This is a genomic window from Bifidobacterium bohemicum DSM 22767, from assembly GCF_000741525.1.
Taxonomy (GTDB): Bacteria; Actinomycetota; Actinomycetes; order Actinomycetales; family Bifidobacteriaceae; genus Bifidobacterium; species Bifidobacterium bohemicum.
Genome location: NZ_JGYP01000001.1, coordinates 390,759 through 410,477 on the forward strand (window position 1 = coordinate 390,759; position 19,719 = coordinate 410,477).

Below are 19,719 nucleotides of genomic sequence, written 5' to 3' on the forward strand. Positions count from 1 at the left end.
ACTATTCAACCATGAACCATGCACACACGCGAAAGAAACATCCCAATATGAGACACCTGCCACACACCGCCGCCCGTGAGGGCGTGGCCCGACCTCTACCGGCACATGGTACCCGCAATCACCGAGGGGGGGGGGACAACGCCAATGGCTTCCCATACAGGACCAGTTAAACCCATCAATATACGAAATGCGGACGAACCTTTGCTTATCATGCACGTCGGAGCCGACTGCCGAGCCAAAGGCATAATCCGGGCCAAAGTCGCCACCGCGCTCAAACTCCTATTTCTTCGGTTCATTATTCCGCCCCCCTCATTTTCCCGGCAATCGAAAGTCATAAACGAAAAAGTTATCTGCCGCACAAAAAACGTTCTGTCGGCTGATACCGGCAAGGAGATCCAAACGATACCGCCACGCAGAACAGGCGGCCTGAACGGAAGTCACAACTTCATCGTTTTGGCTTACAAACCTGATGGCTTGCCAAACAAGGAAATAGGCATGCCGTAGGAAATCGCCGGAAACCAAGCACAGCAACGCCGCAATTGCGCCGAAGCCAAAACCGCGGAGCCGACAATGCGCCAAGAGACGGCTCGGACACCCAATCAAGCCCCGACATCGGGACTAAATCACCTGCTGACCGTCACCATCCACTTCCAACGCCTGCCCGTCGTTGAGCAGCAACAGCGGGTAGTCGCCGCCGTATTTTTCGACGGTTTCGGAGATGACTTCAGGACCATATGACCCCGTGCCTTGCGCGTGAGGAATGATGAACCTGTCTATGAAGCCCAAGGCGGTGTAATCGTGGAGGTCCGGGGCAAGGCTGGCCGAATTCCATCACGCCGATGGGGTCGATGCTCGGGCTCGCGACCACGGAACCGGCGGAAGAACTGACATACGGCATTCCCTCGCGCACTTTGTTGATGATCAGCTGATCAGCGCCGGACGTCTTCAGGGCGTTCAGCAGATCGAAGGTCTCGCCGCTGGCCATGTAGATGCTGTCGGCATGGTCCAGAACGTCCGAGATCTGCTCCAGAGGGGTTGTTGCGACCATCAGATCGACCATCTCAAAGCCCAGCTGCTCCACCTGCTCATGCTCCCAATCGGCATGTTTGCGCCGTCCGGGGCTTTCCAACAGCGTCCTCGCCGCGTCGCCGATATACACGACTTTGCCGGTCAGCACTTTGCTCATCTTCGGATGCAACATCGAGGTCAACAACAGATGCATGGCACCGCTCCTTCTTTGGTTTGCTCACACGTTCGGCCTCCTGCGCCCGAATACCCCCATCAACGGAACGATCCAAGTTCGAGGAAACTTGCATCCCATCTTAGCCGTGCGTCGCGTTCCATTCAACGACCGTCTCACCAAAAACACGAATTCATCAACGACCGCTAACGCAGATGAAGCGCAAATGCAAATGAGAGTGGTCGTGCATGGAATAACGCAACCACTCTCATTAGAAAGAACGAATGGAAACCTCACACATTGAACTTGAACTCGACGATGTCGCCGTCCTGCATCACGTAGTCGCGACCCTCCTGGCGCAACTTGCCCTCCTCCTTGATTTCGGTCATGGAACCCTTGGCGGCCACGAAATCATCGTAGGAGACGATATCGGCCTTGATGAAGCCACGCTCGAAATCGCTGTGGATGACTCCGGCGGCCTGCGGGGCGGTCCACCCCTGATGAATCTGCCACGCACGCACCTCCTTGACACCGGCGGTCAGGAACGTCTGCAACCCCAGCACGTCGAAGCCGACTCGCGCCAGCTGGTCAAGCCCGGATTCTTCCAGCCCGGCGTCAGCCAGCATCTCTCGGGCGTCGTTCTCATCGAGATCGGTAAGGTCCGACTCGAACTGAGCGTTGAGGAAGATCGACTGCGCGGGTGCCACGGAGTCCGCAAGCCGCTTCTTCATCTCCTCATCCGCCAGCTCGTTGTCATCCACATTGAACACGTAGATAAACGGCTTGGCGGTCATCAGATGCAGATCATAAACGTCGGCCTTGTCTATCTTGCCGGCGGCCGCAGCGTGGTCGATGGTCTCACCCGCCTCGAGGATGCTCTGCGCCTTCCTGACCGCATCAACGTAGCCGGCGTCGACCTTCTTGCCGCGCAGGTCCTTCTCGAGCTTCGGCAGCGCGTTCTCGATGGTCTGCAGATCCGCGAGCATCAGCTCGGTGTTTATGGTCTCGATGTCGTCGGCCGGGTCAATCTTGCCGTTGACGTGCACGATGTCGTCGTCGTTGAATGCGCGCACGACCTCGCAGATCGCGTCCGCTTCACGAATGTTGGCGAGGAACTTGTTGCCCAAGCCCTCACCCTCCGAGGCACCCTTGACGATGCCGGCGATATCGACGAAGGTCACCGTGGCGGGCACGATTTTCTCGGTGTGGACCAAATCGGCCAGCACAGGCAGGCGTTTGTCCGGCAGAGGCACGATGCCCGTGTTCGGCTCGATGGTGGCGAAGGGGTAGTTCTCCGCAAGCACGTTGTTGCGGGTCAGGGCGTTGAACATGGTGGATTTGCCGACGTTGGGCAGTCCGACGATTCCGATTGTTAAAGACATACCTCAAGTCTAAAGGTTTGCTGGACTAAGCCGACAATGCCAGCAATCGCGTACCCCTTTACGCTTTGTCTTGAAAAGCCGTTACAGTTGTCGCTAATCAATCATTACCGAAGAGGTCGCTGGATTCATCAGTATCGGACGCGAGGCGAAACGGAGCCTGCGACCGCCCGCGAAAGGGGATCCAGCCGAAATCCCCGACGCCCGTGCACCGTCGGAGGTTGGGCGCGGGGCGAACAGGTTCGCGACTGTCGCGGCCAGCCGGCCGCGGAGCGCTGACGATAAGATGTTCATGGTCGCTTCCAGCAAAAGCGAAAGCAGAGCGCCTGACGCCGACGTCAGAACCTCTATGTGACGGAGGGAAAGCCATGCCGGCAGAAAACAGACATGCCCGCGCCGCGGGACTTAAGACACCGCAAGCCTCGGACCACAACGGCACGAACCCCGATCCTGTTCCGGACAACACCGGCGGGGTGAAGCGTAGGCTCAAGACCCGGCATATCTCCATGATCGCTTTGGGTGGGTGCATCGGGACGGGTCTGTTCATGACCTCCGGCTCGACCATCTCCAAGGCCGGCCCCGGCGGGGCGCTCGTGGCCTATATCGCCATGGGGGTCATGGTCTATTTTTTGATGACCAGCCTCGGCGAGCTCGCCACCAACCAACCGGTTTCAGGATCGTTCGCCGTTTACAACGGAAAATACGTAGATCCCGCGCTCGGCTTCGCGATGGGTTGGAATTACTGGTTCAACTGGGCCATCACCGTGGCCGTCGACATTTCCACCGCCGCCCTGCTTATCCAATACTGGCTCCCCGAGACCCCCGGTTGGGTATGGAGCCTAGCGGTGCTTGTGGTCATTTTCTCAATCAACGCCCTGAGTGTCTCGGCGTTCGGAGAGACGGAGTATTGGCTTTCGTTGGTGAAGATCATCACTGTCATCGTGTTCCTGATCCTGGGCTTCATGATGATCCTCGGCATTTTGTTCCGACCAGCCGCCGGCCTGAGCAATTTCACATATAAACAAGCCCCGTTCGTGGGCGGATTCGCCGCCATCCTGAACATGTTCCTTGTGGCAGGCTTCTCGTTCCAAGGCACCGAACTGATTGGGGTGACGGCCGGTGAATCCGAGGATCCGGAACATGCCGTACCCAAGGCAATCAACAGCGTCTTCTGGCGTATTCTGCTGTTCTACGTGCTGTCGATTTTCGTGATTGCTGCGCTTATCCCCTATGACAGCAGGAACCTTCTGGCGTCGGCTGGGGGCAACATAGCCATGTCGCCTTTCACTCTGGTGCTTCGCCGCGCCGGATTGGCGTTCGCGGCGAGCCTGATGAACGCCATCGTGCTTACGGCGGTGCTCTCCTCGGCGAACTCCGGCGTGTACGCATCCACACGCATGCTTTACTCCTTGGCGGTCGACGGCGACGCCCCGAAAATGTTCAGGAAGACGACCAAGCATGGAATACCGCTAGCCGCCCTCATCGTCACCAGCATCATTTCATTGGCGGCATTCGCGGCATCGATCTTTGGGCAGACGGTTTACATGTGGCTGGTGGCGGCCTCGGGACTCACCGGCTTCGTGGCCTGGGCCGGCATCGCCCTAAGCCACTACCGCTTCCGTCGCGCGTTCGTGCACCAGGGCCACAAGCTTTCGGAGCTCAAGTACCACGCCAAACTCTTCCCCTTCGGGCCAATCGTTGCGCTGGTCCTATGCGTGGTGGTAATCGCCGGGCAGAACATCGACGCCTTCGTCAACTGGGACTGGGGTCAGATCGGCATCACCTACATCGACATTCCGCTGGTGCTGGTTCTCTACTTAGGCTATAAGTTCAAACACCACACCCACATCATTCCGCTTGATGAAATCGATGTGTCGCCTTCGAACACACTCAGGCAATGACGAGGCACCGGTTACCGAATCGGGCGGTGGCACTTCGGTTCCGCCTAAAACCGTTGCATTAATCAGCTGACTGCGTCCTCAGGCGAAAACACAGCCGGGCTCATCTCGACGACCTCGCCTCCTTGGTGTTGCCAAAGCGACTGTCATCCTTGCTCTTCTAGGCCGAACCCAGCCCCGTCTCCGATTTAGCTCTGTTCCAGGCGCGCTTGCGACGGCACAAACGCTTCAAAGATGTGACGATCGAAATCAGCCTCGCACTGCTCGAGCTCATCGGGGCTACGCACCGTCCACGACACGGGCGTGGCTCCGAATCGTCGCGCCAAGTGCACCGGCAACGAATCTCCGCCATGCCAGTTGTAAGCGATGAAGTCAGGGCGGGAAAGCCAGTCGAAGGCAAGCAGCCCGGCAAGCCAGGCACGCGCCGAGTCCACCGACGCCCTACCGCCACCATGGTCGAGAACCGGTTTGAACGGCGCGGCGCCCGCCAGCTGACCACGGGCGACCTGCGGGTGCGCGTTGCGGTACCAGCGCATCGCCATGGGGCTGAACGACTCAACCACGTAAGGGCCGCCGTACCGTTGTTCATAGTCGCGCAACAGCGTGTCGCCACGCTCCATCAACTCACGGTCGCGGGCGTCCCACCCCTGATGATCGATTTTGTATTCCACGATAATCGGAACGCGGCCGGCCACCAACTCGAGCACGTCGGCGAACAAGGGGACATGAACGCAGTCCGCTTGCAGACTCGAACGCCTTGCCGAGCCTGCGCCCTCTTGACGACCCGCCGTGGCAGCGGCATCACCCGTCACGGTCTTGTCCTGCGCCGCCTTTGAATCCACGACAACCCCGCCGACCGGCACTTTGACATCGCCGGCCTTGCAAGGCGCCGGAAACAACGGAATAAGACACAAATCGTCATATGTCAGATCGGCGATGCGACGGCGGTCGCCGGCCACTCTTGCAAGAGTGGAATCATGCGCCACCACCACCTTGTTGTCCGCAGTCAACCGCACATCGAGCTCGATGCCGAAACCAGCCTCACATGCGGCGGCAAAAGCGGGCAGGGAGTTTTCCGGAGCGATCACCGGGCCCATCGGGTCTTCGGTGCCCTCAGGCACCGCGGCACCATAGCCCGCCTTACGCGCCATACGGCGCGCGAGCGCCACATATTCAGCCGAACCTTCCGCATACTTTGCAGTCAGCCCCGAACCTGCATCATGCAACCCTCGATGTGCATACCAGACATCCGGCACGGCCGACACCCCGTCACGTCTGCGGGTGCCGGCCAAACGAGGGCTCACGACCCAAGCGGCCGCTCCCACAGCGAGCAATCCGGTACGCAATACGAACTTGAATAAATGGTGACGACCATCGGCCTTGGCTTGTCGTGACGCCATTGCCCCTCCTATCCGTAAGAACCGCTTCCCGAGGTTCCATCGTAGCCCCAACCGAAGAAACGCGACATTCATGGGTCGCCTCAGCCGTAGACGAAGATTCACCGAAAACCGGCGAACGTGGTATGCGAGAGACGAACCTGCACCTCGTCATGAACCGAGAAAGGTTGGGCTGTCACCAGAAAGCTTAATCGCGTTGATTCAGACGGCGAATCTCATCGTCCTTGACGATCAAAGCCTCCATATCGCTCACGGCGTGCGTCATGGACGGCCCCGACTCCTTGGCGGCCTTGTCCCTGATCGCCTTGGCGGCCTTGCCCATCATCGCGTTGCCAAGATGGGGAATAATGCGCATTCCAGTCAGTGCCAGGCCCTTGGTGTCCTGAAGCTCGGGTGCCATTTCTCGCGAATCCATTGGTTCAATGTACGCGATATCAGGCGCAGCGACAACGGCTCCGGCAGAAACGCCGACATATGGCTTGCCATGATCCACCAACCGGGCGATGAGCTGACCTGCGCCGGAACGGCGCAATTCCTGAAGCAGGTAGAACGAGTTGCCGCCACCGACCCAGATGACCTCACATTCCTCAAGCACACGAGCAATCATGTCACGGCCGGTATGGGCGAGATCTAGGACGCGCACCTTAAGACCTGCCCGTCGAAGAGCGCCAAGGATCAGTTTACGAAAATGGCGGCTGGGGTCATGGTCGTTCGCGTTGGGAATATAGGCTACGCGCAGGCCGGATAGAGGGTCCTGAGGCAAAAGGCCGGCCTGATTGGAGGCGCCGGCCGTCACGGATCGCAAAGCCGTGAGCGCCGGCATCGGTCTGGATGCCAACACCAACCTGTGCAACGGCCACCTCCCTAACAATTGCACTTTTGCTACCCATATCATACGTCAAAAACGCTAAGACATGCACGATCCCCACGTCTAGGCAAATGTCAAGCGGGCAACATGACCGTCTATCTTACGGTGATTCGTGTTCGCGGAACAGCGGCCATGCCCGGAACACCATATCCGAACTTGATATGAACTCAAATCTCCCGTCACCGCCGCGCCCTGACGGTGTCGAGACAACGCTGGTCGGCAGTGGCCGTAATCGAGTTATCTTCCTGTCTGAATGGCCTCGACCCCGCTGATTACGGCTCCGCGGAAGCCCTGCTTCTCAAGTTCGGCGACGCCTTTGATGGTGGTGCCGCCGGGCGAGCACACCGCATCCTTCATGGCCCCGGGATTCGTGCCGGTGTCCAGATACAGCGCACCGACACCTTCGATCATCTTTGCGGCCAGGCGGTAGGCGGTCTCGCGCTGAAGGCCATATTTCACACCGGCGTCCGCGAGCGCCTCGATGTATATTGCGGTGAAGGCGGGTGCGCAGCCGGCGACCGATGAGCCGATGTCCATAAGGTTGGTGTCCACGCGTTCGATCAGAGCGACTGGCGAGAACAACGCTTCGAAGGTGGCACGCTGGTCGTCGGTCAACGTATTGGCGTTTTCAGTGACGAATACGCCTTGGCCGACCTCGACCGGCGTATTCGGAATAACGCATTGCACGTGTGCCTGCTCGCCCAGGAGATTCCGGTAGTAGTCGAGCGTGCGCCCGGCCGCGATGGAGACGACGAACTTATTGTCGCCCTGCAGATCCTCGATCACATCGGCCAAGGCGGCCTCGATGACCCCGGGTTTGACGGCCACGACGATCACATCGGCCTCGGAGACCGTCTCTTTGGCGTTATGGGTGGCTTTGGCTCCGATGGCGGCGCAGTCGCGCTCCACTTTCTCGAAATGCCCGGAGTTGGCCACGATCTGCTCGCCGGCGATCACCGACTTGTTTATCAGCCCTTTGGCGATGCCCTGCGCCATATTGCCGAACCCGATGAATCCGATGGTGATTCCGCTGATGTCCTGCGTCATGAAGTACTCCTTATACGATGTCGACGTTTTGATTGTACCCCCGGTTTTCGTAACATGAGAGATACTGGAGGGCGCCCCAACACCGGCGTCACCACCATCATGTTCTCACTGCGGCGAAACCTGTCATATCAGATCCGCCAAATCGCCGCGGTCAAGTGCCTCGCGGTAGAGATGGCCGAAGACCTTGTCGCCGTGCAGTCCGTCATGTTCGAACTCGTTGGTGACCCAATAGTGCGAGTTGCCCACGCGTGAAAGGGTGTCCAGCTGCATCCCGGAGTCAACGTACATGTCGTCGAAATAGACGCCGGCCTCCAACGGCACCTCGTTACGCTTGAGCTGCTCGGCGTCATAGATCTTGTCGAAACGGGTGTCGGCCATCAGCACGTCCATGGCGGGCCGGAACGGTTGCAAAGCCTTCTCCTGCCGGAACATCCAAGGGAACATCGCCTCACCAGTGAACATCAACGGCCTATGACTGGGAGCAAACTCGGGACGGCTGTCGCGCACACGCTGCGCCGCCCATGCTATGGGGCGCTCAAGCTCGCCGTCGGCGTAAATGAACTCCTGAAGCGGCCAGTACAGGGGGTTCGATGCGGTCGCGTTCATCACCGAGGCCAGGAATGTGTCGGAAAGCGGCGAATCGGGGCATGCTGAACCGTCACCGTCCGCAAAGGCCGAGTCCACAATCCAATGCAGACGTTCGAAGCTGGGTTTCATGCCGAAATTTCCTCCGAGGGTCTGCAACCGCTCAACGGTCAGCAGGTCGCCGTTGGGCAGGGCGGGGATGCCGTTAAAAGTCGACTTTGCCGCCGTTACGCACACACTGTCGGAATCCCGAAAATCGGCGACCTCGGACAGCTTGTCCGCAATGATTGCCACACGCTGGGCATCCAAAGGATATCGCTGATAATATTGCTCAGTCTTGGTGACCATACGCGGGAACGTGTGCTCGTAGACCTCAGTGGCATCGGCCGGGACGTGCGGGATGCCGCCGGTGGTGAAGCTCGCGGCGACCCCTTGCGGGAACAACGACAGATAGGAAAGGGTCAGGAAACCGCCATAGCTCTGGCCCAACGTCACCCAACGCCGTCCACCGAACTCGGTACGGCGCAGATGTTCGAAGTCTCGCACGATCGACCCGGCGAGAAAACGCTTGAGGTAATCCGCCTGAGTCTGCGCCCCTTGAGGTTCAAGACGGCGCATCACGTTGGAATCGACGCAGGAGGAACGTCCGGTGCCGCGTTGATCGGGCAGGATGACGCGAAAATGCTTGATGGCCTCCGCCATCCATCCGTCACTTGACGGGTTCAATGGCCGCGGCCCGGCCCCACCCGGTCCGCCCTGCAAAAAGACCAGCAGCGGCATGTCGTCGTGAACACGTTCCGGCGCGGCGACGATGCGATAGAACAGACTCAGACTCGGCCCCTCAAACCCTTCGCCCGGCCTGTTGCCACGCCAATCGAGCGGCACATTGATCGAGCGATCCTCCACCGCCAACCCCGGAACGTAATATCTCGCCAGCAACGCCATCGCGACCTCCCTTTTCGTTTCCTGGCCAACTGTACCAAACATGAGGCAGCAGCGGCCCGACGGTGAATCGCGCATGCACCGCTTTTTACGCCCACGTCGGCACCGTACGGCGAGTCAAGAGCGAATTCCACCATCAATCCGTTGAAATCATACTGTCATCAAAGGAATCTGATGCACCCTCAGATTCCGTTACATCACAATGATGGAACTCACGCGGCCCGGACCATGAAGAAACGGAACCTGACACTACGTCAGGTTCGGTCTGTTAACGGTTACGGCGAAACCGGAGCAAGACCCCTTCGCAGCAGGACCGGGTTACTTCGCCAAGCCCGACGCGCGGACCGCATCGAAGGCGCCTTTGAGATCGTCGAGAATGTCGTCGATGTGCTCGGTGCCGATCGAAAGGCGGATGGTGCCGGGATGAATTCCCTGGCTCTCCAGCTCTTCGGCGGTTTCCTGGGCGTGAGTCGTGGATGCGGGGTGCACCACCAGGCTCTTCACATCCGCGACGTTGGCGAGCAGGCTGAACAGGTGAAGGTTGTTGATGAACACGCGTGCCGCGTCCTTGCCGCCCTTGATGTCGAAAGTGAAAATCGAACCGGCGCCGTTCGGGAAATAGCGCTCGTAGAGCTCATGGTCCGGCCGGCCGGGAATCGAAGGGTGCGAGACGGATTCGACCTCAGGTACGGTCCGGAGGTATTCGACCACCTTCAGCGCATTTTCAACGTGACGTTCGACGCGCAAAGACAGCGTTTCGGTGCCTTGCAGCAGCAGCCACGCGGCGAACGGGCTGATGCAGGCGCCGGTGTCGCGCAGCCAGATGGCACGCGCGCGGGTGACGAAGGCCGTGCCGCCAAGCGCCTCGTAGAAGTTCATGCCGTGGTAGGAGGGGTCAGGCTTGGTCAGGGTCGGGAACTTGCCCGGCACTGTGGCCCAGTTGAAGTTGCCTCCCTCCACGATTACGCCACCGAGCGTGGTGCCGTGTCCGCCGATGAACTTGGTGGCGGATTCGACCACGATATCCGCGCCATGCTCAAGCGGACGGAACAGGTACGGGGTAGCGAAGGTGTTGTCCACGAAAACCGGCAGGTTGTGGGCATGCGCGATTTCGGCGATGGCTTCGAAATCTACCAGGTCGGCGTTCGGGTTGCCAAACGTCTCGAAATAAATAAGCTTCGTGTTCTCCTGAATGGCGTCTTCGAAGTTCCTCGGATCGGCGGGGTCCACGAAGGTGGTCGTGATGCCGTCACGAGGGAAAGTGTGCTGCAGCAGATTGAAGGTGCCGCCGTATATGTGCGACGATGAGACGATGTGGTCGCCGGTCTGCGTGATGTTGCGGATCGCGGCCTCGACGGCCGCGGCTCCGCTGGCAAGCGCCAGCGCCCCCGTACCGTTTTCGAGCGCGGCCATACGTCGTTCGAAGACGTCCTCGGTGGAGTTGGTCAGACGCCCGTAGATGTTGCCCGGGTCTTCAAGAGCGAAGCGCGCCGCGGCATGGTCAAAATCATGAAAAACATAACTGGTGGTGGCGTAAATCGGCACGGCACGGGCGTCCGTGGCCGGATCGGCCCGCTCCTGCCCCACATGCAATTGCTGTGTCTCAAAATGATACTGTTTCGAGGTGGTTTCAGTCATGGGGTTAGGTCTCCTTGAAAACGGCGGTTTCGCGTTCGTGCAATGTCTTAAGGAACGCATGGCGGTTGCTTCAATCAGTCTGCCGATACTGTTACAGGCACTTTAAACCGTCACCGAACGCGACACTGCCGAAAGGCTATCGACGTTATCTATAACCGATTGCAACCCGTTGGAATCTAGACGAATTTGAATGAATCAAGACCTGCCGACAACTGCCCGGACAACAGTGAACACCACGAAGCACGCCACAAACACTCTCTCAAGCGCCGTTCATGATCAGTCACTACACGGTACCAAACCAACCGCCCAACCACCCAAGACTTCACTGACAATCCGCGACACGAATCTTCCAACGCATCGCTAAGAGCATCACAAACGCGCAAGTCAGGGCCGCAGGCGCACCGACAAAAATCCATCGAAATCCACCACGCCTGTAGACGAGCGCGCCAACAGCCGAACGACGGAGATCCGGCACTTTGTCGCCGACATAGCTAAAGTTGGTGTTGACGAAGCGAGGCTTATCAGGATCGGCGCACGACATCATATTATTCATAGACTTTCTGAAAGGTCATGAAATGCAACAGGAAACGATACTCTATCAGCGCAACCCGGAATACATTCCCCGAGTTGCCGCGGTCCATGACATGTGCGGCTACGGCAAGTGTTCACTGACAGCGGCCATCCCCATCCTCTCGGCGGCAGGCTGTGACGTATGCCCGGTGCCCACGGCTCTGTTTTCAGCGCACACCAAGTTTCCTGTGTACACCTTCCAAGACACGACCGACATGTTGCCGGCTTATCTCGACGCTTGGGGCAAAATCGGCGTCAAACTCGACGGCATTTACTCCGGTTTTCTCGGTTCGGCAGAGCAGGTGGAGTTAATTAAACGCTTGTACCGCGAATATCCCAAGGCGCTGCGGCTGGTGGACCCGGTGATGGGCGACGCCGGAGCGATGTATCCCACATACACCAAGCAGATGTGCCAAGCCGTCAGGACGTTGGCGGACGGGGCTGACGTTTTGATGCCGAACCTGACCGAGGCGAGCCTGTTGACTGGGCGGGACTACCCCGGACGCGGCCTGACCGACAGCGAAGCCACCGAATGGGTTGGAACGCTGCTGGACCTGGGAGCAAAGAACGTGGTGCTCAAGGGCATCGACCGCGCCGACGGCAAGATCCGTAACTTCGTGGGCAACGCTCAGGCCGGCGCGGCCTCGCGCATCGAGCTGGTTCACGACAAGTTGCCATATATGATCCATGGCACCGGCGATGCCTTCGCTGCGGCGTTGTGCGGTGCGGTGATGGCAGGCAGGAATTTGGCTCAAGCGGCTCGAATCGCCGGCGAGTTCGTGCGGCACGCGATGGAATCCACGCGACACCAGCCGGATTTTCAAAAGCGTGGCGTAAGTTTCGAACTCAACTTGGGCGAGCTGACCGGACTGGCGCAGAAGTAGCCTCTCGCAATCTGAACAAGCGCTATTCGGTTGGGGACATTACCGTTTCGCACCTTTTTATGCGGCTTGTGGACAGGTCTGGCTCAAGATATTCAACTGATCATGCACGCTGAAACATCGCATCGATTCGTTCGCCCGCTCTTTTATTCAGACGTTTTACGCCATTCGCCACAATTGTGGATGCAGTTGTGAACGGATTGAACGGCAAACCACCGCGTTATTCACAACCGACCGAGTCGATCACGAAGTTATCAACAGAAACGCCGAAGATTTCGAAAATGCAATTCGGTTATGCACATTGCCTGTTTTGAGTTGGCGATCCTGCATCCCAATGCTGTAGTTGAAGACATGGAAACGATCATCGACTTCGACAGCACCGAATATGCACAACATCACACCGATACCTTGACCCGTCTTGAACAGCGGCTTGTCGGGTCCGACCTGAATTCGCGCGAACTGGGCATGGCCGGCGAATCCTACGCCGCACGGTGGCTGGAACAGCTTGGATGGTGCACACTCGCCCGAAACTGGCATACACGCTACGGCGAGCTCGACGTCATCATGCTGACCCCCGAGCAGGTCGTGGTGTTCGTGGAGGTTAAAACACGCCACACCCGACGGTATGGACCCGGTCAAGAAGCCGTGAGTGCCCGCAAACAGGCGCACCTGCGCCACGCTGCCGCACTGTGGCTTGCAGGCCCCGGACGTTCGACACCACGCACCGGCATACGGTTCGATGTGGTGGCGATACTCGTGGAAGGCCGGGATCTGTTCGTCAATCACATCAAGGGGGCGTTCTGATGGTCATCGGCACTTCACTTTCCGTAGGTTTGGTAGGCCTCAAAGCATTTGTCATACAGATGCAGGCGTTCGTTTCGCAGGGGCTGCCATATTTTTCGATTATCGGACTGCCCGACGCGTCACTGAGCGAAGCACGTGAACGCGTGAAATCAGCCTGCCAAGCCAGCGGGTTCTCCTGGCCGCAAACTCGCGTGACGGTGAACCTTTCACCGGCTTCCATGCCCAAACGCGGAGCCTCTCACGACCTAGCGATTGCGGTGAGCGTCTTGGGAGCGGCCGGTGCCATCGGCAAGGATTGTTTGGCCGAAACGGTGGTGCTGGGTGAGCTTAACCTCGATGGCTCGGTGCTGCCAGTCAACGGCGTGCTGCCCATCTGTCTGTACGCACACGAACACGGCATCCATCGCCTGATCGTGCCGCAGGCCAACTTGGAGGAGGCGAAACTGGTGGACGGGCTGGATGTAATTGGCATACGGCATTTGGGCGAGTTGATCGAAATGACGGGCGGCACATCGCATTATTCAATAGACGACACCAAGTCGCCCGTGGACTGCACCGGACAAAACGAAGAGGCGTGGACTGCGACCACCGGCGGCGATATGGCCGAAGTGATCGGTCAGGAACGCACGAAATGGGCATTGCAGGTGGCCGCCGCAGGCGGACACCACCTTCTGATGACGGGTCCGCCCGGTAGCGGCAAAACCATGCTCGCCTCACGCATGCCGGGCATCATGAGCCCATTGAACGAGGAAGAACAACTTGAAGTTGCTTCCATCCGCTCGTTGTGCGGCACATTGCCAAGCTATGGCATCAGCGACATACCGCCGTTTGAGGCTCCTCATCACACCGCCTCCACAGCGGCATTGGTCGGCGGCGGTTCGGGGGTCGCCAAACCCGGGGCCATCACCAGAGCGCACTGCGGGGTACTGTTCATGGACGAGGCACCCGAGTTTTCGCCACGCGCCCTGCAGACTTTGCGCGAACCTCTGGAATCAGGGTATGTCTCGCTGTCGCGATCGAAAGGCACAACATACTACCCTGCACGTTTTCAGCTGGTGATGGCCTCCAACCCATGCCCTTGCGGGTATGGATATGGAACCGCCGAACGATGCACCTGTCGGGAGAAAGACAGAATACGGTACTTTTCGAGGCTTTCCGGCCCCATCCTCGATCGGATTGACATCCAAATCGAAGTTCCCCCAGTGGAACATATTGCCACCGCCTCACCGACGTCCGAAACAACTAGCGCACAAATACGACGGAATGTCATTACGGCACGTCTTGCGGCCAAGGAACGCTTCCTTGACAAGCATTGGACTTGCAACGCACAGGCATCCGGCACATGGTTGCGCGCCAACACCTCAACCTCCGCTCTACGTTCAATCGACCGCGCACTCGAAGAGGGACGATTGAGCTTGCGAGGGGCGGACCGCGCTATGCGGGTTGCGTGGACGCTCGCCGACTTGGCGGGGAAAAACTCCCCTGGTCACGAGGAAATGATGCAGGGCATCGCACTTCGCACTAGGGAGGCATGATGATACGGCAAAACGAGGGCGTGGAGCACGACAAGATAAAAGCAGAGCCTGGAGCATCAACCGCCACAAGTCCAGAGACAATGACCGCCCGACATATTCGATCCGCGGCACATGACTCAGTGCCGGAAGCCAAGCCCAGCATGAAGACGGCAGAGGCCACCCGCCAAGCCCATGACCCCCGGTCGCCAGGCAAGGGCGAATACACGACAACAAGAAAACAGGCGCAATATTCCAACACCTCCCATCTGATGGTCGACGAGGATACGTTGGCGCGGGCAGTGCTTACATTCCTCATCGACAGCGCCGACGCATTCCTTTTCGCCACAATCAAAGGTGCCGGCTCAGCACCCGATGCGTTAAGGCTGATCACGGGCCGAATTGACGACCGCAAAAACCAGAATCGGCTGGATGAGGCTTTTGCCACGGGCACTGCACGATGGGGCCGTCGAGCTGGCCCGCAAGCCATGAACGCATTCCATAACGCCCTGGCCAGATGGCGGGATCGTTTGCACCTTTTGCCCACATGCCAAGCCAAAGTACTGACCGACTGGTTCACCAACGGAGGAACCCAGTGGATCATCGGACCGACAAGCCCCTATTGGCCGCATCAGGTCGATGACCTTTCCGTCCGAAAAGACTGGGCCTCACCCTTATGCCTGTGGGGTTACGGCGATCCCCGGGCACTTACCAGCTGCGCCAAGCCGTTGGCAGTGGTTGGCTCGCGCGGCGTCAACGACTATGGACGATACGTCGCGAGAACCGTGGGCAAAAAAGCGGCCGAACAAGGCCACCTCATCATTTCAGGCGGCGCAATAGGTGGTGATGCGGCAGCACATTGGGGAGCATTGGAAGCCATGGGCGAACTGGGATCCGAGGAGAGCGGTCGGACGGTAGCCGTGTTCGCGGGAGGGCTGAATCATATCGGCCCGGAACGCAATCACGAACTATTCCAACACATTACATCAAATGGAGGCGCGCTGATCAGCGAACTATGTCCCGACACCATTCCTGAGCCACGCCGCTTTCTACTGCGCAATCGCATCATCGCGGCATTAGCGGACACAGTGGTCGTGGCGCAGGCCCGCAGTCGCTCAGGTGCACTCAACACCGCAAACTGGGCTGCCGAACTCGGTCGGCCGGTCTACGCAGCCCCGGGCAACATCAACATCCCCAGCAACACCGGCTGCAATTGGTTGATCCAGGAGCAACGGGCAACGATCCTGTATTCGGTGAACATGACATCCGAGATTTGCCACAAGCGCCACGCCCCACTGATCGCCCATGGTCTTGGCAACAGTTTGCAGAGCAGCGGACAACAGACAACGAAGAATTCGACGGTAAAATCGCACGAAAAGCAAGCAATATCGCCCGACACCGTTTTGGAAAAATCCCAAGACACAACGACACCGCCACACGTGACCGTTGCGGGAACACCGTCCATCCTCGAATCCGTTGAAAAGGCCAGGCATGATGAATCGACCTCAGAAGCTGTAAACTCAAAAGACTGCAATCAAGCGGAACTTGACATACTTGAAACAATACAATATTGCAGACGTAGAAAGATACCGGTAACCCATGATTCTCTCCTGCAAACGCTTAACAGAGAAGCTCCCTCTGCAGATGGAGATTCTGAACCGACCGGCAGCCAGTGGTCAGTAGCCAAGCTGGAAGGAATGCTGGGGCAAATGGAGTTGGACGGCTTCATCACCACGTCTCGGGGAATCATCGAACCGACGAAAGACAGGAGGTGACACGAAAAAACAGGAGACGACACGAGGGGCAGGAGACAATGCAGACAGCAACCGACACATGTCATCAGTCCGACCAGCAATGCCTCGATCGGACGATGACGCGACACGAATCATCCCTTGTGCCCATTGTCGTGCCGCAACAGGTGCCTAGTCCTATTGGTACACGACGCAACAGTTGACCGGATCCCATCGCCTTGCCGCAACAAATCGCTCCGCGTCTGAATCCGCTGGCGCAAGCACATCACACTCAAGGAGTTTGATGCCCTAGCCGATTCCCGTTCAATCAATCAGTCAATCACGCCTGCCATTGGCAATGCTCCATATCGACGCACCAACCGGGGTCGCCCGCATTCCGATGACCGGAGACAGGAGGAATAAACAGCACTCCCTCCTCCTCCAGCAACCCGCGCTGCCGATCAGGTCCGCCGAAAGCGAAACCCGGAGCCAGCGAGCCGTCACGAAACACGACGCGATGACACGGAATCACCCCCGGACTGGGATTGGAATGCAAAGCGTAACCAACGAATCTGGCGCTATGCGGATTGCCAGCGAGCGCCGCCACCTGACCATAAGTGGCGACCTTACCCGCTGGAATCCGTTGCACCACTTGATACACGGCTGCATTGAACGATTCGACCATGTTCCCATTATGTCACGTCACACTCCTATCCAACGACAGAGAACCTTTCGATCGCGCTCGCCCCGCTCGCACATGACCAGCCACGTGACGGTTGCGCCCAATTTGTTCGAAACCGATTGAGCGCAATGCCATCCGCCGCACCACGTCTGATCCAACAGCACCAAACGACGGTGCTTCTTTCAGGGCTTGTGCAAGAATCGTGACTATGGAGCCAGAATTTGTAGAAGACAAATACGACGTGGTGATTATCGGTGCAGGGGCGGCCGGGCTGTCTGCGGCCCTTGCGGTGGTGGAATCATCGGAATTCGCACGGTTGAAAGCGCAAGGACGTACACCAAAACTGCTGGTGATCTCCAAGCTACAGGCTTTGCGCAGTCACACCGGTTCAGCGGAGGGCGGCATCGCGGCGAGTCTGGGCAATGTGGAACACGACGACTGGCATTGGCATTATTACGACACGGTCAAGGGCGGCGATTGGCTGGTTGATCAGGACGCGGCCGCCGTTTTGGCTCAATATGCGCCACAGACCGTGGTGAACCTTGAACGGTGCGGCGTCGCATTCTCCAGGACCGACGACGGGCATATCGCACAGCGCAAGTTTGGCGGGCATACCGCGCAATATGGTAAGGCACCGGTACGCCGTGCAGCCTATGCCGCGGACCGCATCGGCCATCAGATCCTCTACACACTGTGGCAGCAATGCGTGGGGTCCGGGGTGGGATTCGCCGAAGAGTGGTATGTGACTGATTTGGTGTTGACCGACCAAATCGACCAGACCGGAAAGGGGACGCACAAAGTTGCCGGCATCGTCGCATTCGACATGCACACCGGCAAGACACACGCCATTGCCGCACACAACGTTCTGATGGCCACCGGCGGCGCGGGTCGGCTGTTCCATACGACTTCCAACTCGTGGGACCTCACCGGCGACGGGATGGCTCTGGCCCTCAAAGCTGGTCTGGAACTGGAAGATGTGGAGTTCGTCCAGTTCCACCCAACCGGATTGGCGCATACCGGAATCCTGCTTTCGGAAGCCTCCCGCGGCGAGGGCGGCATCCTTCGTAACGCCAACGGCGAGCCGTTCATGGCTCGCTATGCGCCGGAACACAAGGATCTAGCCGCTCGTGACGTAGTAAGCCGCTCGATCATCGCGGAGGTGGACGCCGGTCGTGGCGTAGCCGACCCCAAAGACCCGGACGGTCCGAAGGACTGCGTGTGGCTTGACATGACCGGCATCGGCGCGCAACGCATGGAACGGTTGCTGCCTCAGGTGACTCAAACCATACGCGACTACGCCGGACTCGATCCAAGCACTCAGTGGGTGCCCGTCAAGCCAACAGCCCATTACACCATGGGCGGCATTCCCATCACGCTCGATGGTGAGGTATATCAGTGGCACGAAGGCACACGCCACGTCGTCGAAGGCCTTTTCGCCGCCGGCGAATGCTCGTGCGTGAGCGCGCACGGAGCAAACCGATTGGGCGGCAACTCACTGCTGGACGCATGCCTGTTCGGGTCGCGTTCCGGTCAATCCATCGCCAAACGGCTGGTGAACGACACCGCCGAAGACCATGCTCATCATTCCGGGCAGACTCGCCACCCCAGCGACCACAACGGCACGGAAATACCCACACGGCTTGACGCCCGGGCATCGGCCCCGTCTCTTGACCCACTGCACAATGCGGCGCGGGCACGTTCACTGGATGTGGTCCGGCTGCTGACCGGCCGCGACAAACAAGCCAATGCCGTTGACCCCGGAACCCAGAACGTCACGGATGGTTTGGTCGCCCCTAACACGGCCCCCGCCACAGCCGAGCGAACGGCGACGACCCCGGCATCCTCGGCAACGTCCGCAGCGCCTCCCACCGCGACGGCAACACCGGACGGTGCGCTGCAAGACGATAACCCCTATCGACTTATAGGCGAACTTGGAAACATCATGGAACGGGCCGTCGCCGTCCGTTGCGATGCCGACACCATCCGCCACGCGCGGACACTGATCACCGACTCAGTCGCTCCGCGAGCGCACGCATTGACATGCCACTCGTCCATTGCGGCGTTCAATCAGGAGCTTACGGCGATATGGGAGACTCAAAACCTCATCGAGCTGGGTCGTGCCATGCTCAGCGCTTCGGAGGCACGCCACGAATCACGAGGCGCGTTCACGCGCACCGACTTCCCGTCTCGAAACGACGAGCAGTTCCTGCGACATTCCATGACCAACGAACATGGCGAGGTTGATTGGCAACCGGTTCATATCGTTGACATGCCGCCCCGGTCCCGCGCGTATTGACATGCGATGCCGCTCACGATCGGAGCGGCAGACGACCTGCCCCAATGCACACGGAAATCAGAGGACAGCCGACAACGGATGCAAGCGGGCAAACAGGAGGACAGGAGGACATGGCAGCAAATTCGCTCGGGGTACGACCGGGTCAAGGTAAATCGCCTCACAACCGATCGTTCTTGAGGAACGGCCACCAGACCGACCAAACCGGGACTGGCCGAGCGCGTGGTCGGCCAGACCGAAACCGCTCAGGCCGACCACCCGGCCAAATCAACCTAACCAGCCCAACCAACCGAACCCAGCCGATGATTTTCCAT

17 protein-coding genes and 1 riboswitch are annotated in these 19,719 nt (G+C 58.9%); of the genes, 7 read left to right on the top strand and 10 right to left on the bottom strand.

Annotated elements, in window-relative coordinates:
* Positions 1–144 precede the first annotated feature (144 nt).
* The gene (locus BBOH_RS01645; protein ID WP_033520399.1) at positions 145–504 is read left to right on the top strand and encodes a hypothetical protein; all 360 of its coding nucleotides are present in this window, start codon (positions 145–147) and stop codon (positions 502–504) included.
* Between the two features lie 114 nt (positions 505–618).
* On the opposite strand, the gene BBOH_RS09505 is transcribed toward BBOH_RS01645, so the two are convergent.
* The 3 genes from BBOH_RS09505 to ychF all read right to left on the bottom strand — a co-directional run bounded on the left by BBOH_RS09505 (position 619) and on the right by ychF (position 2,562).
* The gene (locus BBOH_RS09505; protein ID WP_081930254.1) at positions 619–786 is read right to left on the bottom strand and encodes a hypothetical protein; all 168 of its coding nucleotides are present in this window, start codon (positions 784–786) and stop codon (positions 619–621) included.
* Positions 725–1,222 carry a Type 1 glutamine amidotransferase-like domain-containing protein gene (locus BBOH_RS01650; protein WP_052362742.1) on the bottom strand — a complete coding sequence of 166 codons (498 nt, stop codon included), beginning with the start codon at positions 1,220–1,222 and terminating at the stop codon, positions 725–727. Before BBOH_RS01650 ends, BBOH_RS09505 begins: the two co-directional genes overlap by 62 nt.
* 251 nt (positions 1,223–1,473) lie before the next feature.
* Positions 1,474–2,562 (bottom strand): redox-regulated ATPase YchF, encoded by a 1,089-nt coding sequence (ychF, locus tag BBOH_RS01655; protein WP_033520403.1) that lies wholly within the window; start codon positions 2,560–2,562, stop codon positions 1,474–1,476.
* Between the two features lie 102 nt (positions 2,563–2,664).
* A riboswitch (Lysine riboswitch) is annotated at positions 2,665–2,846 on the top strand.
* A gap of 81 nt (positions 2,847–2,927) precedes the next feature.
* On the opposite strand from ychF, the gene BBOH_RS01660 reads away from it, so the two are divergent.
* Positions 2,928–4,460: an amino acid permease gene (locus BBOH_RS01660; RefSeq protein WP_081930255.1), complete on the top strand. Its 1,533-nt coding sequence runs from the start codon at positions 2,928–2,930 to the stop codon at positions 4,458–4,460.
* A 185-nt stretch (positions 4,461–4,645) separates the two neighbouring features.
* Here the strand turns inward: BBOH_RS01660 and BBOH_RS01665 are convergent, their stop codons facing one another.
* From BBOH_RS01665 to BBOH_RS08955, 6 genes are all read right to left on the bottom strand, one after another.
* On the bottom strand, positions 4,646–5,857 hold the full coding sequence (locus BBOH_RS01665; protein WP_044098018.1) for a glycerophosphodiester phosphodiesterase family protein: 1,212 nt from the start codon (positions 5,855–5,857) through the stop codon (positions 4,646–4,648).
* Between the two features lie 184 nt (positions 5,858–6,041).
* Positions 6,042–6,692 carry a Type 1 glutamine amidotransferase-like domain-containing protein gene (locus BBOH_RS01670; RefSeq protein WP_161786391.1) on the bottom strand — a complete coding sequence of 217 codons (651 nt, stop codon included), beginning with the start codon at positions 6,690–6,692 and terminating at the stop codon, positions 6,042–6,044.
* A 267-nt stretch (positions 6,693–6,959) separates the two neighbouring features.
* Positions 6,960–7,769: a pyrroline-5-carboxylate reductase gene (gene proC / locus BBOH_RS01675; RefSeq protein ID WP_033520405.1), complete on the bottom strand. Its 810-nt coding sequence runs from the start codon at positions 7,767–7,769 to the stop codon at positions 6,960–6,962.
* Positions 7,770–7,892: 123 nt separating this feature from the next.
* A complete protein-coding gene (locus BBOH_RS01680) occupies positions 7,893–9,299 on the bottom strand; it encodes an alpha/beta fold hydrolase (RefSeq protein ID WP_033520407.1) in 1,407 nt (468 codons plus the stop codon).
* Positions 9,300–9,614: 315 nt separating this feature from the next.
* Positions 9,615–10,934, bottom strand: a complete 1,320-nt coding sequence (locus BBOH_RS01685; RefSeq protein WP_033520409.1) for an O-acetylhomoserine aminocarboxypropyltransferase/cysteine synthase family protein — start codon at positions 10,932–10,934, stop codon at positions 9,615–9,617.
* 322 nt (positions 10,935–11,256) lie between these two features.
* Positions 11,257–11,487: a hypothetical protein gene (locus BBOH_RS08955; protein WP_152595379.1), complete on the bottom strand. Its 231-nt coding sequence runs from the start codon at positions 11,485–11,487 to the stop codon at positions 11,257–11,259.
* A 22-nt stretch (positions 11,488–11,509) separates the two neighbouring features.
* On the opposite strand from BBOH_RS08955, the gene BBOH_RS01695 reads away from it, so the two are divergent.
* The 4 genes from BBOH_RS01695 to BBOH_RS01710 all read left to right on the top strand — a co-directional run bounded on the left by BBOH_RS01695 (position 11,510) and on the right by BBOH_RS01710 (position 16,475).
* Positions 11,510–12,388 carry a pyridoxamine kinase gene (locus BBOH_RS01695; protein WP_033520412.1) on the top strand — a complete coding sequence of 293 codons (879 nt, stop codon included), beginning with the start codon at positions 11,510–11,512 and terminating at the stop codon, positions 12,386–12,388.
* A gap of 348 nt (positions 12,389–12,736) precedes the next feature.
* Positions 12,737–13,189 (top strand): YraN family protein, encoded by a 453-nt coding sequence (locus tag BBOH_RS01700; RefSeq protein ID WP_074428510.1) that lies wholly within the window; start codon positions 12,737–12,739, stop codon positions 13,187–13,189.
* Positions 13,189–14,724, top strand: a complete 1,536-nt coding sequence (locus tag BBOH_RS01705; RefSeq protein WP_033520414.1) for a YifB family Mg chelatase-like AAA ATPase — start codon at positions 13,189–13,191, stop codon at positions 14,722–14,724. Before BBOH_RS01700 ends, BBOH_RS01705 begins: the two co-directional genes overlap by 1 nt.
* A complete protein-coding gene (locus BBOH_RS01710) occupies positions 14,721–16,475 on the top strand; it encodes a DNA-processing protein DprA (RefSeq protein WP_052362743.1) in 1,755 nt (584 codons plus the stop codon). The genes BBOH_RS01705 and BBOH_RS01710 overlap by 4 nt, the downstream gene beginning before the upstream one ends.
* A gap of 295 nt (positions 16,476–16,770) precedes the next feature.
* Here the strand turns inward: BBOH_RS01710 and BBOH_RS01715 are convergent, their stop codons facing one another.
* On the bottom strand, positions 16,771–17,115 hold the full coding sequence (locus BBOH_RS01715; protein WP_033520416.1) for an MGMT family protein: 345 nt from the start codon (positions 17,113–17,115) through the stop codon (positions 16,771–16,773).
* Between the two features lie 205 nt (positions 17,116–17,320).
* Here BBOH_RS01715 and BBOH_RS01720 point away from each other — a divergent pair, with 205 nt between their 5' ends.
* Positions 17,321–19,408 (top strand): FAD-binding protein, encoded by a 2,088-nt coding sequence (locus tag BBOH_RS01720; RefSeq protein ID WP_033520418.1) that lies wholly within the window; start codon positions 17,321–17,323, stop codon positions 19,406–19,408.
* The last annotated feature ends 311 nt before the right edge of the window (positions 19,409–19,719 follow it).